The following is a 12,617-nucleotide window of genomic DNA, read 5'->3' as shown; positions in this document are numbered from 1 at the left end:
TTCGCTGAAGCTACTGCCCCACTGAACTCACAATTCGTATTTGTTTATCTTCTGGCACTTCTTGATAAGACAGAACCCTTAATGCAGGCATTGCTGTTTTAACAAATCGAGACATGCTTGAACGCAGTATGCCCGAGGTTAACAAGATAGCGGGTTGACCGGCCATTTCTTGGTTTTGACACGCCTCCGTTAATGATACTTGGAGTTTCTCTGCCAAACCTGGCTCCATACCTGCGCCATCGTTTCCTGCCGCTTGCATAGACTGATGCAATATCTGCTCCAAGTCTGGAGACAAAGTAATTACTGGAAGTTCGGCCTCGCTGCCAATCAATTCTTGAACGATTAAACGTTTTAACGAAATACGACAGGCGGCGGTAAGAATATCGGGGTCTTGGCTCTTAGGCCCATATTCAACCAAGGTTTGAACAATGCTGCGAACATCACGAATAGGCACACCTTCATTAAGTAGGTTTTGCAGTACCTTAACCACCGTAGACAAAGTCATAGTGTCTGGCACTAGGCCTTCAACCAATTTAGGCAAGCTGCCACCTAGCATATCAAGTAGGTTTTGAACTTCTTCGTGGCCAAGTAGGCTGGCAGCATTGTTAGTAAGAAGCTGACTTAAATGGGTTGCGACAACCGTGGCGGAATCAACCACCGTATAACCCAATGTTTGTGCATGTTCGCGCTGCTCAGTAGCTACCCAAGCGGCTTCCAAGCCAAAGGCAGGATCTGTGGTAGCTTGGCCTTCAATTTTACCAAATACTTGGCCAGGGTTAATAGCCATTTCGCGGTCGTGGAACACTTCCGACTCACCGTAAGTCACGCCCATTAGGGTGATTCGATACTGGTTTGGGCCCAAATCTAGGTTATCTCGAATATGCACGGCAGGGACCAGAAAACCCAAATCTTGCGATAGCTTCTTACGCACGCCTTTAATACGCGCCAATAATTCGCCGCCTTGAGATTTATCCACCAATGGAATTAAGCGATAGCCTACCTCAAGACCAATCACATCAACCGGTTGAACATCATCCCAACCTAGCTCTTTTGGTTCACTGCTCACATTAGAACTGGAAGAAGCAGGTTGTAATGCAGTCTCGGCAGCTTTCTTAGCATCGCCTTTATGTCGCATCCACGCAGCACCTAAACAGACCGCTGCACAACTCAAAAACGCTAAATGAGGCATGCCAGGCACAATGCCCATAATGAAAAGAATCGAGCCACAAATAATCATTACTCGTGGATCTTTGAACATTTGCAAGCTTACCTGCTCACCCATATCCGCTTCGGTATTTTGGCGAGTAACCACTAAGGCAGCAGCGATAGACAATAGTAAAGACGGGATTTGCGCAACTAAGCCATCACCAATGGTCAGTAAGGTGTATACCTCTGCAGCTTGAGCGAAGGTTAGGTCATGCTGGGCCACACCAATAATGAAACCGCCTAAGATATTGATGAATAGAATCAATATGCCGGCTATGGCATCACCTTTAACAAACTTACTAGCACCATCCATTGAACCATAAAAATCAGCTTCGTTGGTTACGTCAGCGCGGCGTTCACGGGCTTGTTCTTGGTCGATAATGCCAGCATTTAAATCAGCATCAATCGCCATTTGCTTACCGGGCATGGCATCCAAGGTAAAGCGCGCGCTTACTTCTGCGATACGGCCTGCACCTTTTGTTACTACTACAAAGTTGATAATCATCAAGATCAGGAATACCACCAAACCAACAGCGTAGTTCCCGCCAATAACCACTGAACCAAAAGCTTCAATTACATTACCAGCAGCATTCCCACCGTTATGCCCTTCTAACAAAACGACTCGAGTAGAGGCAACGTTCAAGGCCAAACGTAATAAAGTAGCAATTAACAACACGGTAGGAAACACCGCAAAATCTAGCGGGCGCTTGGTATAAACAGCAACCAATAACACCACTAAGGCAAGAGAGATATTGAAAGCAAACAGAATATCCAATAGCCACGCGGCCATTGGTAAAACCACCATGCCTAAAGTAGCTAGCACTACCATAGGCGTGCCAAAGCCCTTTATAACATTGACATCAACTTTTTTTAGATCTTGAAGCTTAAAGCTGGTGAGGCGATTGATGATTTCCATAAATGACGAAATACTGACTTCCTAACAACTGATGAAACGAGAAAAGCAATAACTGAGCCAACCACATAAAACACTCCAAGTAAGTGCTGAAACTGAGGTTAATATCTCAAATCATCTGGAATAGGTAGATCATCAACAACCGGTTTAGGACGCTTGCCTTTACCTTTGCGGTATTGCTCAAGCTGGAAAACAAAAGCAAGTACTTGTGCCACTGCAACGTACAAGCCTTCAGGAATATCATGGCCAAGTTTAGTTGTGTGATACAAGGAACGAGTTAAAGCAGGCGCTTGCATCACTGGTACATCATAGTGACGTGCAATTTCGCGAATTTTCATGGCTACTTCATCTACCCCTTTAGCCACTACTTTTGGCGCTCCACTGCCATTGCTGTCGTATTTTAGCGCTACAGAAAAATGTGTTGGGTTGGTAACAACAACGTCCGCCTGAGGTACGTCGGCCATCATTCGACGAGCAGCCATTTCCATTTGTAAGCGGCGAATACGCCCTTTTACTTCAGGGCTACCCTCCATGTTTTTATGCTCGTCTTTTACTTCTTGCTTAGACATTTTAAGCTGCTTGTTGTGATTCCAAATTTGATAAGGCACATCAATGATCACAATAATAATCAAGCTACATACTAAAGCTAACAGCATCCATTGCAGCATATCCAAGGCATTAACAATTGAACCAGGAATAGACTGCATGCTAAGCGTAAGAATTTCAGCAAACTTCCATTGCAGGACAAACCATACTACCCCGGCAATCACCAACACTTTAGCGACGCTTTTGATGAACTCTACAAAAGCTTGAATGCCCAACATTCGTTTAAAGCCTTGAATGGGCGACATTTTACTGGCTTTTGGCCTAGCAGCCTCCCAGCTAAATGGCATGCCTCCTAATAGAGTATTGCCAATAAGCGCGGCTAAAGTAATAAAACCCATGATCCATATAAGTGGTTTAAACAATAACCAACCCATAATACCTATGTTTTTTAGCATAAAGTTTACGTCAAAAACTTCTTCCCGACTCATCACAAAAGCGGTTTGGAAAACCTTGACCATAGATTCAGCCAGCATACCGCCAAATGCCATGATGACTAAAGCTGCGCTAATAAGTACTGCAGCAGTGCCTAACTCTTTAGAACGGGCTACCTGCCCTTTGTTACGGGCTTCTTCGAGTTTTTTCCCTGTGGGGTCTTCGGTTTTTTCTTGTTCGTCGTCTGCCATAGTAACTAGACCATTGGTTTAACAACCAATCAGCAGCATGTCACATGCCAAGCTGCGGCCAACCTCCCACTGACGTTCAAAGTGCGCCAAAAACCCACCAATAGTGAGCCAAAGAATGAATAAACCAAACAACATACTTACCGCAAAACCAATACTAAAAATATTCAGCTGCGGCGCTGCTCGCGTCATAATACCGAAAGAAAAGTTAACCAGTAACATTGCAACAACAGAGGATATAGATAGCGCTAAAGCAGCCAAAAATAATTGTGAATACCAGCCTGCTAGCAATTGATAATCCAAACTACTTAAGCCACTCATGCCCACCGGTAGTGTTTCAAAACTCATAGCGATTAAAGTAATTAACTGCAAATGGCCGTCGATGGCCAGAAACAATAAGGTAGCCAAAAGTAAATAGAATTGACCAACAACCGGTGTACTTTGGCCGTTATTCGGGTCGACCATGGACGCAAAACCCAAACTGGTTTGCATCGCAATAATTTGCCCACCAACCACAAAGGTTTGCATCAATAATTGTGAAATAAATCCAATGGCGGCGCCAATCAGTACCTGCTGCAAAATAACGATAACAGCTTGAAAAGAGAAAACTTCTATTCCAGTCACTTCCGGCAAAATAGGCACTAAAGCAAAAGTGATGGCTAAAGCTAGTAACAATCGCACCCGAGTTGGAACTGATTTACCACCAAAACTTGCTAATACCATCAGCATCGCGGCTACTCGAGTAAGCGCCCATAGATACTGGCCAATCCAGGCCATCACTACACTGGCTGGAAACTCCATTAGCCAACAACCTGAGGAATCATATCCACCATGGTAAAAAACAACTCCATTAGTTTCTCGGTAAACCAATGACCAGCGACAATAAGCGCTCCTAGGGTAACCAATAGACGAGGTAAAAAACTTAAGGTTTGTTCGTTAATTGAGGTGGCGGCTTGGAAAATAGCGACTATTAAACCCACCAACAGACTAGGAATAATTGCAGCTGAAACCAATAGCATCACTTGGCCTAAGGCAAGGCGAAATACATCCACAAAGACTTCCGGTTCCATCTATAGGCTCCTACGTCTATACGCCAAAACTATTTGCAAGTGTGCCCATCACCAAGCTCCAACCATCTACCAACACAAACAGCATTAGCTTAAATGGCAAAGATACAATCATTGGCGACAGCATCATCATACCCATTGCCATCAAGATACTGGCAACCACTAAGTCGATAACCAAGAAGGGAATAAACAACATAAAGCCAATTTGGAAAGCGGTTTTAAGCTCTGAGGTAATAAAGGCAGGAATAAGTACATTAAAGGGTACCTCTTCCGGTGAGCCCACTTCCACTTTGGCAATTTTAACAAAGGTTTCCAAATCCGTTAGCCGGGTTTGCGCCAACATAAACTCTTTGAGCGGCTCTTTGGCTTTTTCGAAAGCCTGCATCGAAGTAAGGTCTTCACTTAAATATGGTTGAACAGCCTGAGTATTTACTTCATCGATTACCGGCGACATAATGAAAAAGGTCAAAAATAAAGCGATGCCAATAATTACTTGATTTGACGGGCTTTGTTGCAAACCCATGGCTTGCCTTAAGATAGACATCACCACCACGATGCGGGTGAAGGATGTCATCATAATCACTAATGCAGGCAAAAATGACAGCGCGGTCATCAAAGCCAAGACTTGTAAGGTCACCGAATACTCTTGTCCACCATCTGGATTAGTAGTCATAGTGATAGCCGGCAAAATACCTTCCTGAGCAAAGCTGGGTGCAACAACACCAAGCAACAAACTTAGGCAAATAAACAGCTTACTTTTCATTTTTAGCCAACAATCCTTGTAACTGTTTAGTGAATGAGCCACTCATCTTATTCGGCTTGGCAACAATGGGTTTATCGAGCTTATCCAAAAGATTTATAGATTGAGCAGTAACACCAATTAAGTACTGCTGTTCACCAATTTCTACCACCATCACCCGCTCTCTCGTACCTAAAGCTAAGTTAGTGACCACTTTAGACTGGCCACCAGCAAACTGGCTAAGCCGAGTCTTCTTTAGTACCCATGCACAAACAAAAATAGTGACTAAGACTAAAGCCAAAGACATTACCCACGAAAGCAGTTCAACTTGGCTATTGGGAGGAGTAGTGGTTTCTTGTTCAGCTAAAGCTGGCAAACTAATGCCAGCTGCAATGATGAATGCGAGGACTTGTTGCATTACTTGAGCTTTTTAATACGTTCGGTTTGGCTAATAACGTCGGTAAGGCGAATACCAAACTTATCATTTACAACAACCACTTCACCATGCGCAATCAGTGTTCCATTAACAAGAACATCCAACGGTTCGCCGGCAACCCTATCTAGTTCTACCACTGAGCCTTGGTTAAGTTGTAACAGGTTACGGATGCTAATATTGCTGCGGCCTACTTCCATGGAAATAGTTACAGGAATGTCCATAATCGAATCAAGCTTACGTTGCTCTTCTTCGGTTATGGGTTTTGATTCATCGACAAAGTCTTCAAGCGGAGCAGGCTCGGCTTCGGCCATTGCTGCTGCCCACTCATCAGCCATATCATCTTGATCACTCATATTTTATCCTTATTACTTTACTCGTCGCCCGGTGATGAACGGCGGCTACTTACCACCATTTCAAGGTCACTCTTCACAGTGTCTGGACGTTTTAACTGAGTATCAATTTTCAGTGCCATTTTTTCTTTTTGTCTACCAAGTTTAACTCGGTAACTAGGTAAATCTTCAACATATAACATAGCAGTTTCAGGCATCTCAACCGGGATAATATCACCCGCTTTGAGATCCATTAACTGACGCAACGTTACGTCAGTTTCTAGCAATTTGGTATGTAAACCCACTGGCACATCCATGATTTCATCACTTAGTGCTGAGCTCCAACGCTGGTCGGTGTCTTGTTTATCACTTTGCACACCCGCATCTAAGAGCTCTCGAATCGGCTCCAACATTGAATACGGCATAGATATATGGAAGTCGCCCCCGCCGCCATCCAGTTCAATATGAAATGAACTAACAACAATCACTTCAGTGGGGCTCACGATATTGGCCATTGCCGGGTTTACTTCTGAGTCCAAATAATCGAAGCCAACATCCATTACTGGCGCCCAAGCTTCTACATAGTCTTCAAAAATAATTTTAAGCAGCATTTGAATAATGCGTCGCTCGGTAGGTGTAAACTCTCGGCCTTCAATTTTGGCATGATAACGCCCATCTCCACCGAAGAAGTTCTCTACCAAAATGAACACTAAACGTGCTTCCATGGTGACTAATGCAGTACCTTTTAAAGGTCGAAAACGAACCATGTTTAAACTGGTAGGAACAAATAGCGTGTGAACGTATTCGCCAAACTTAATCATTTGCACGCCATTAATCGAGACTTCCGCTGTGCGGCGCATCATATTAAATAGGCTAATTCGCATATGCCTAGCAAATCGTTCATTAACCAACTCAAGAGTTGGCATTCGTCCACGAACGATTCGATCTTGAGAAGAGAAGTCAAACTCCACCACACTGCCAGACATTTCTGGCTCTATGATGTCCTCTTCTATGTCATCAACACCATGTAATAGCGCATCGATCTCGTCTTGGCTTAATAAATCGCTCACGTTGGTCCTTTATTGCATTACAAAGCCGGTGAATAGGATTTTTTCTACCACTACTTTACCGGTTATCTCTTTTAATGCTTTTTGTGTCTCAGTTAACGAATTCTCGCGAATTTTGTCTTTGCCTTCTTGAGTTGATAAGTCTTCTACGGTTGCAGAGCTAAATACACTCAATAAGGTCCCTTCAATCAATGGAATATGAAGCTTGGCGGCTTCTTCATTGGCAGTACCACGAACCAATAATTGTACTTTAATTTGTACTAAGCGATCTCGGTGGTCGCCCACAATATTAAATACGAATGGTCTAGGCATACCTACATATAAGGCTGTATGAGTAACTGAAGACGTTGCTTCCTCTGCTGGTTCTGCTGCAGCTGGGGCTTCATCTGAGTCGCCGCCCATTAACAAAAAGCCAACCACACCACCAATCACCAACACGGCTACAATAGCGATGATGATAATTAGCTTCTTTTTACTGCCACCTTCACCATCTTCTACTTTTAATTCTGATTCTTCAGCCATCTACGCTTCCATGAAATTATCGCTAAACTGCTTTTATTATTACATAGTTAAGAGGCGCTTCAACAGCATCTCATAGAAATAAACTAGGCATAAAAGTCAATGCCATCACTGTTTGCTTGATTCGCCAGCAATGCGCTCATGTCTTGCTCAGTAGTATCATCAACCAGCTCGCCGTTGGTCGATTGTCCACCAGCCATTGTTTGCCCTCCACCTTGTTGAGAAGCGCTGCCTTGATTTTGTTGGCTAACCTGATTTTGCCCCAGTTCGATTCCCTGTTGCTGCAGCATTTCTCGTAAACGTGGCATTGTTTGTTCCAAAGCTTCACGCGCTTGCGGATTTTGTACTTGAATTTGTACCGAGACTTGTTGGTCTTGATTCATTTGCAAGCGAATTTGCATGCTTCCTAGCTCCGCAGGGTCTAAACGAATTTCAGCCTTTTGCATGCCCTGGCTCAACATGTATTGTACCCGTTGGTTTAACTCAGCTGGCGCTTGGTATTGCGCAGGGTTCAAACGTTCATTGAACTGCGTTGCTTTATCATTAACTTGGTTAGCTTGCTGAGCTTGTTTTAGTGCAGCCTCATTACTTCCCTGCTCTGCCCGAGCCACCACGTCGGCGCCCGAAGCAGCTCTAAAAATACTGTGGTGCTCTTGTGGTCGAGTAGCTTCAGCTTGGTTAGGTAATCCCTGATGCTGAGTCTGTGATGACTGCTGTTCCTTATGCTCGGAACCATTTCCACCGCTCGAATGCTTGCTACTCGCAGCAGCAACATTTGCGCTGGCAAGTTTATCGCTTTGCTGGGCAACATCTGCAGCGCTAACTTTACTGTTAACGCTAGTATTAGTGCCCTGCTGAACAGCGACGCCAACTTTAAGCTCGTCGCTTACTTTATTAGTTTGCTGAGCAGCCACAGCTTCGCCGCTTAATTTAGCATTCAGCTCTTTCGCCTTCGCTTCCTCTTGGTCTACATGAGATTTAGCCGTTGAATGATTAGCTTGAGCTTCACCTTGCTGTTTTAAGCGGTTTTGCTCTGCTAAAGATAAAGGCTTTTCAGAAGCTTTGTCTTGTGCAGCACTTAGGGATTTATCCGCGAGAGCTTTTTCTGTAGTGCTAGAAGCTAAGGCTTCAGACTCTTTAGCCTTAAGCGCTTTTTGCTCATCACTTTGACTAACAGTAGCAACAACTTTGTCTAATGGCGCTTTTTCATTAGCGCTTGAAGTCAAACGCTCACCCTCTTTAGCACTTAAGGTTTTGTTATGCTCACCCGCTAAAGTTGGTGCATTTTCTTTGTTAATTCGCTCATTGCTTGAGTCAAGCTTTTGGTCTTTATCAGCAACTTTTTTGGAGTCCACAGGTTCACCGGCGAGCTGTTGTTTATTGCTGCTTTGTTCCTGCCCAGCGGTGGCTTTGTCAGTTGTTTCTGATTTAGTAGAGTTCTGAGTATCTACTGTGGCTTCTTTTGAGTTAGCTGTATGAGCGTTTTGTGAGCCAGCAGTTGCTGCGATATCTACTTTAACGGGTTTAGCTGTAGCACCTTGCCCATCGCTCACTTCGTTACTGTCTTTAGCATCGCTCGAAAGTGTTTTAGTTGCTTCTGTTTGAGTAGGCGGCAACTCTCTGCCGCTTTGTGTTGTTTGATTAGCTAGCGTTTGCTTATCGGCAGCTAGCTTTTCGTCACTAACTGCTGTTTTCTCTTGTTTTAAGGAAGAGTCACTATCAACAAGCGACTGTTTTTGTTGATTTTTACTTGAAGCTTCTGTGCCAACGGATTCGTCATTACTAGACTCTTCAGCGATAGTAATGTCTTTACTGTCAGAGGATTTACTACCGTTAACTAGCTCTGTCTCAGCAGTTTTTTTAGATTCACCTTGGTTTTTATCAATACCATCGGCCGCTTGCTTGGCATTATCCAACTGTTTTAATAAATCGCTAGGACTTTGAGCTTTACCAGCTTCAGCATCGTCACTAACGTTATTTTTCGAGCCTGATAGCTGCTTTTCAATCGCTTGCTTTACTGGGCTATCAGCCTTTGGGAGATTCTCTAACTCTTTGACTAGTTTGGCAAAATCGTCACTTTTTTCAGAGGGACTAAGCGCTGCACTTCCTAGTGAAGAAAACTGTTTGGCATTGGCTGTGTCGGTTAACAGTAATTCCATATATTTGCTTACCCTTGCGATAAAAATATTTGTTTCACGACCCACATATTGAAGGCGCGCTAGCATTATCTAAAATTCAAAGCATTAAACGTGCCGATTAGCTCGCTTGACCTCGAAGATGTGCATATAGCGCATATTCATCTAATAGTTTTTGCTCTTCACGTGCTTGTTTATGCTGTTTTTGTTTTACTTGTTTATCAATCAGCAATTCCATAGCTTTGCGCTTGGCTTGCAAATCTAGCCATTGTTTACGCTTCAACAACACGTTCTTTTTCACCTGTTCAATGCTTTTCCCCTGCTGAACGCTGGCTTGTTCAAGCTTTTGAATAAACAATTGATATTGGTGAAAACTGTCCGCATAAAAACCGTCAACTCCCTTAGCTAAGGCTTGCTCGAGATAGGAGCGTCGGTAGTCTTCGAGATGTGCAAGTTGTGCTTCAAATTCGCTAAGTTGCTGTTGTGCTTCGGCCATGTCTCGGGCGGCGTCTTGCTCTTGTTCTTGCAAGCGTTCCACCATTAAATATAAAGCTCGCCTTGCCATGCCCATCTCCTACTAAGCTAAACCTTAGTTGCTTATAATGGGCCTTGCGCGTTGATGTTAGCCATTTGCATGGTGCGTTCCATCCGCGTCAGACTTTCGTCATAAGCTACTACTTCTTTCATCTCTTGCTGCAAGAACTGGTCCATGTGTGGTTTCATAGCGATGGCTAAATCAATGCGTTTATCTGCACCGCGTTGGTAGGCGCCAATAGCAATAAGGTCTTGGTTTTGCTGGTAAGAAGCATTGAGCGATTTTAGCTGGCGAGCCAGTTGCTGATGCCCTTCACTCGTGACTGCAGGCATTACCCGACTGATTGACTTTTCGATATCAACCGCGGGGTAATGGCCAGAGTCGGCTAACTCGCGCGACAATACAATATGTCCGTCAAGAATAGCTCGGGCGGCATCGGCAATCGGATCCTGTAAATCGTCACCTTCGGTAAGCACGGTAAAAAAGGCGGTGATAGAACCTTGCCCTTCGCCGCCATTACCGGCGCGCTCCACCAATCGAGGAAGCTTGGCAAAAACTGATGGTGGGTAACCTTTAGTGGCTGGCGGCTCACCAATGGCTAATGCTATTTCACGCTGGGCTTGGGCGTAGCGGGTTAAAGAGTCCATTAGCAGTAAAACATTTAAGCCTTGATCGCGGAAGTACTCGGCAATAGTTAAAGTAGTGTCACAGCCCTTCAAACGCATAAGCGGTGAAGCATCGGCAGGCGCAGCCACCACAACCGCCCGTTGGCGGCCGTCTTCACCTAAAATGTCGTCAATAAACTCTTTTACTTCTCGGCCACGTTCACCAATTAAACCTACAACGACTACATCGGCAGTGGTTCCACGCGTCATCATGCCCATGAGTACACTTTTACCCACACCAGAGCCGGCAAATAGGCCCATTCGCTGACCCTGACCTACGGTAAGTACCGAATTAATCGAACGAACTCCAACATCCAATGGTTGTTTAATTGGCTTTCTTGCCATGGGGTTTAAACGCGCGGAGCTAAGGTTGGTGGTTTGCTTGCAATTAATATCACCCAATCCATCGAGTGGTTTGCCTACGCCGTCAATTACTCGGCCAAGTAACTCCATACCTACTGGTATACCGTGGTGTTCATGCATTGGAATAACTCGAGCACCAGGCAGCACTCCAGTAAGCTGTTCACTGGGCATGAGGAAAAGCTTATCGCCAGAAAAACCAACTACTTCAGCTTCTAAAAAACCGTCAAGTGTTTCTACTGAACAAAGCGAGCCTACAGGCGCGCGACAGCCAACGGCTTCTAAGGTTAAGCCAACCACCCGAGTCAATTTACCCGCAACCGTTGGCGCATTGCGAACATGCTCAGTGTTATAAGCTTTAAGTCGTTGGCTCAGCGTCATCGTCTTGACCATTTTGGCGAATAAAAGACTGTAGGCTTTGTTTAATCACTTCATTCATATCTACAGATACCGAAGAAAGATCGTTTTCAATTAAACAGTCACCTTGCGTTAGGCTACCATCTGCTAATAATTGCCAGTTTTTCTTTGCTTGCGTTTCTGGAGGAAATACAGCTTGAATCACCGCCATGTCTTCTGGGTGTAGATGAATGCGAATATGTTGGTTTTGCAAAGGCAGCGCAGCTACTGCTTGCTTAACGGTTTTGGCGATTATGCTCGGGTTAGTCACCAGCTCCGCTTGAACAATCTCTGCCGCAAGTTTAGTGGCTAGCTCTACCACTTGTAGCTCAACCTCTTCATCAATCTGTTTATTGGGCTGATGAAGCTGATCGATAAGCCCTTGCCAACGACTGCTTAACTGATCAATTTGTTGCTGCCCTTCGCTTAAACCTTGGCTTAAGCCCTCTTGATGGCCTTGTGCCTTACCTTGTTCCAAGCCTTCTTCGTGGCCGGTTAGCAAACCTTCTTTGTGACCTTCCGCTTTGCCTTCTGCTTTGCCCTCTTCATAAGCAGACTGTCGAAGCGCTTCCAGCTCTTCAATTGTCATCGGCTCAAATTGAATTTCAGGCTCTTCTTCAACGGGCTCTTCGTTGAACCACGCTGGCTTCATATTAAATACGTTGCTAGTAGGCTCTTCTTCAACATGGTGGGGATCGGTGAAGTCTGGGAGAGGCCACGCTATATCATCTTCTGGCTCAGAGTCCGCCTGTTCATTACTTGGCAGTTCATTATTTGGCTGTTCAGCCGCTATATTTTGCTGTTCTGCTGCATCGGCTAACATCGCGTCAATCGCCGCTTGTTCGTCACTTACATCGCTACTTTGTTCTTCTTCTGCTGGCGCTTCACCGGCTGGTGAAGCATCATTTTGCTCTAAAAGCGCAGCTATCTCATCTTCATCCATCATCTCGCTGGACGCTTCAATTGGAGCGTCTTGCGCGAGATCTTCGCTCTCTTGTTCTGGCGTTTTATCTTGGTCGCTCAT

Annotated in this window: 13 protein-coding genes; all 13 read right to left on the bottom strand. The window is 44.7% G+C overall.

Features of this window, described 5'->3' with window-relative positions; genetic code table 11:
- Nucleotides 1-10 precede the first annotated feature (10 nt).
- Nucleotides 11-2,122 carry a flagellar biosynthesis protein FlhA gene (gene flhA, locus OAG1_RS07770; RefSeq protein ID WP_016401701.1) on the bottom strand — a complete coding sequence of 704 codons (2,112 nt, stop codon included), beginning with the start codon at nucleotides 2,120-2,122 and terminating at the stop codon, nucleotides 11-13.
- 98 nt (nucleotides 2,123-2,220) lie between these two features.
- Nucleotides 2,221-3,348: a flagellar biosynthesis protein FlhB gene (flhB, locus tag OAG1_RS07765; RefSeq protein WP_338625448.1), complete on the bottom strand. Its 1,128-nt coding sequence runs from the start codon at nucleotides 3,346-3,348 to the stop codon at nucleotides 2,221-2,223.
- An 18-nt stretch (nucleotides 3,349-3,366) separates the two neighbouring features.
- Nucleotides 3,367-4,146: a flagellar biosynthetic protein FliR gene (gene fliR / locus OAG1_RS07760; protein WP_338625446.1), complete on the bottom strand. Its 780-nt coding sequence runs from the start codon at nucleotides 4,144-4,146 to the stop codon at nucleotides 3,367-3,369.
- A complete protein-coding gene (locus tag OAG1_RS07755; protein WP_338625444.1) occupies nucleotides 4,146-4,415 on the bottom strand; it encodes a flagellar biosynthetic protein FliQ in 270 nt (89 codons plus the stop codon). The genes fliR and OAG1_RS07755 overlap by 1 nt, the downstream gene beginning before the upstream one ends.
- Before the next feature lie 16 nt (nucleotides 4,416-4,431).
- A complete protein-coding gene (fliP, locus tag OAG1_RS07750) occupies nucleotides 4,432-5,175 on the bottom strand; it encodes a flagellar type III secretion system pore protein FliP (protein ID WP_338625442.1) in 744 nt (247 codons plus the stop codon).
- Nucleotides 5,165-5,569 carry a flagellar biosynthetic protein FliO gene (gene fliO, locus OAG1_RS07745; RefSeq protein ID WP_338625440.1) on the bottom strand — a complete coding sequence of 135 codons (405 nt, stop codon included), beginning with the start codon at nucleotides 5,567-5,569 and terminating at the stop codon, nucleotides 5,165-5,167. Before fliO ends, fliP begins: the two co-directional genes overlap by 11 nt.
- Nucleotides 5,569-5,940, bottom strand: a complete 372-nt coding sequence (gene fliN, locus OAG1_RS07740; protein ID WP_016401707.1) for a flagellar motor switch protein FliN — start codon at nucleotides 5,938-5,940, stop codon at nucleotides 5,569-5,571. The genes fliO and fliN overlap by 1 nt, the downstream gene beginning before the upstream one ends.
- Before the next feature lie 17 nt (nucleotides 5,941-5,957).
- Nucleotides 5,958-6,986 (bottom strand): flagellar motor switch protein FliM, encoded by a 1,029-nt coding sequence (gene fliM / locus OAG1_RS07735; protein WP_016401708.1) that lies wholly within the window; start codon nucleotides 6,984-6,986, stop codon nucleotides 5,958-5,960.
- Between the two features lie 9 nt (nucleotides 6,987-6,995).
- Entirely contained in the window at nucleotides 6,996-7,505 is a 510-nt protein-coding gene (gene fliL / locus OAG1_RS07730) for a flagellar basal body-associated protein FliL (protein WP_338625437.1), read from the bottom strand.
- An 83-nt stretch (nucleotides 7,506-7,588) separates the two neighbouring features.
- Nucleotides 7,589-9,661 (bottom strand): flagellar hook-length control protein FliK, encoded by a 2,073-nt coding sequence (locus OAG1_RS07725; protein ID WP_338625435.1) that lies wholly within the window; start codon nucleotides 9,659-9,661, stop codon nucleotides 7,589-7,591.
- A gap of 97 nt (nucleotides 9,662-9,758) precedes the next feature.
- Nucleotides 9,759-10,202 carry a flagellar export protein FliJ gene (gene fliJ, locus OAG1_RS07720; protein ID WP_338625433.1) on the bottom strand — a complete coding sequence of 148 codons (444 nt, stop codon included), beginning with the start codon at nucleotides 10,200-10,202 and terminating at the stop codon, nucleotides 9,759-9,761.
- 32 nt (nucleotides 10,203-10,234) lie between these two features.
- Entirely contained in the window at nucleotides 10,235-11,578 is a 1,344-nt protein-coding gene (gene fliI, locus OAG1_RS07715) for a flagellar protein export ATPase FliI (RefSeq protein ID WP_338625431.1), read from the bottom strand.
- Nucleotides 11,556-12,617 carry a flagellar assembly protein FliH gene (fliH, locus tag OAG1_RS07710; RefSeq protein ID WP_338625429.1) on the bottom strand — a complete coding sequence of 354 codons (1,062 nt, stop codon included), beginning with the start codon at nucleotides 12,615-12,617 and terminating at the stop codon, nucleotides 11,556-11,558. Before fliH ends, fliI begins: the two co-directional genes overlap by 23 nt.

It is taken from the genome of Agarivorans sp. OAG1 (genome assembly GCF_037076485.1).
Lineage (GTDB): Bacteria > Pseudomonadota > Gammaproteobacteria > Enterobacterales > Celerinatantimonadaceae > Agarivorans > Agarivorans albus.
The sequence above is the reverse complement of the archived record's forward strand: the minus strand, read 5'-3'. Positions and strand labels throughout refer to the sequence as shown.

What these genes read in the sequence shown, in the direction of transcription:
- flhA (WP_016401701.1), bottom strand. Translation starts at nt 2,122, where the DNA reads ATGGAAATCATCAATCGCCTCACCAGCTTTAAGCTTCAAGATCTAAAA.
- flhB (WP_338625448.1), bottom strand. Translation starts at nt 3,348, where the DNA reads ATGGCAGACGACGAACAAGAAAAAACCGAAGACCCCACAGGGAAAAAA.
- fliR (WP_338625446.1), bottom strand. Translation starts at nt 4,146, where the DNA reads ATGGAGTTTCCAGCCAGTGTAGTGATGGCCTGGATTGGCCAGTATCTA.
- OAG1_RS07755 (WP_338625444.1), bottom strand. Translation starts at nt 4,415, where the DNA reads ATGGAACCGGAAGTCTTTGTGGATGTATTTCGCCTTGCCTTAGGCCAA.
- fliP (WP_338625442.1), bottom strand. Translation starts at nt 5,175, where the DNA reads ATGAAAAGTAAGCTGTTTATTTGCCTAAGTTTGTTGCTTGGTGTTGTT.
- fliO (WP_338625440.1), bottom strand. Translation starts at nt 5,569, where the DNA reads ATGCAACAAGTCCTCGCATTCATCATTGCAGCTGGCATTAGTTTGCCA.
- fliN (WP_016401707.1), bottom strand. Translation starts at nt 5,940, where the DNA reads ATGAGTGATCAAGATGATATGGCTGATGAGTGGGCAGCAGCAATGGCC.
- fliL (WP_338625437.1), bottom strand. Translation starts at nt 7,505, where the DNA reads ATGGCTGAAGAATCAGAATTAAAAGTAGAAGATGGTGAAGGTGGCAGT.
- OAG1_RS07725 (WP_338625435.1), bottom strand. Translation starts at nt 9,661, where the DNA reads ATGGAATTACTGTTAACCGACACAGCCAATGCCAAACAGTTTTCTTCA.
- fliJ (WP_338625433.1), bottom strand. Translation starts at nt 10,202, where the DNA reads ATGGCAAGGCGAGCTTTATATTTAATGGTGGAACGCTTGCAAGAACAA.
- fliI (WP_338625431.1), bottom strand. Translation starts at nt 11,578, where the DNA reads ATGACGCTGAGCCAACGACTTAAAGCTTATAACACTGAGCATGTTCGC.
- fliH (WP_338625429.1), bottom strand. Translation starts at nt 12,617, where the DNA reads ATGAGCGACCAAGATAAAACGCCAGAACAAGAGAGCGAAGATCTCGCG.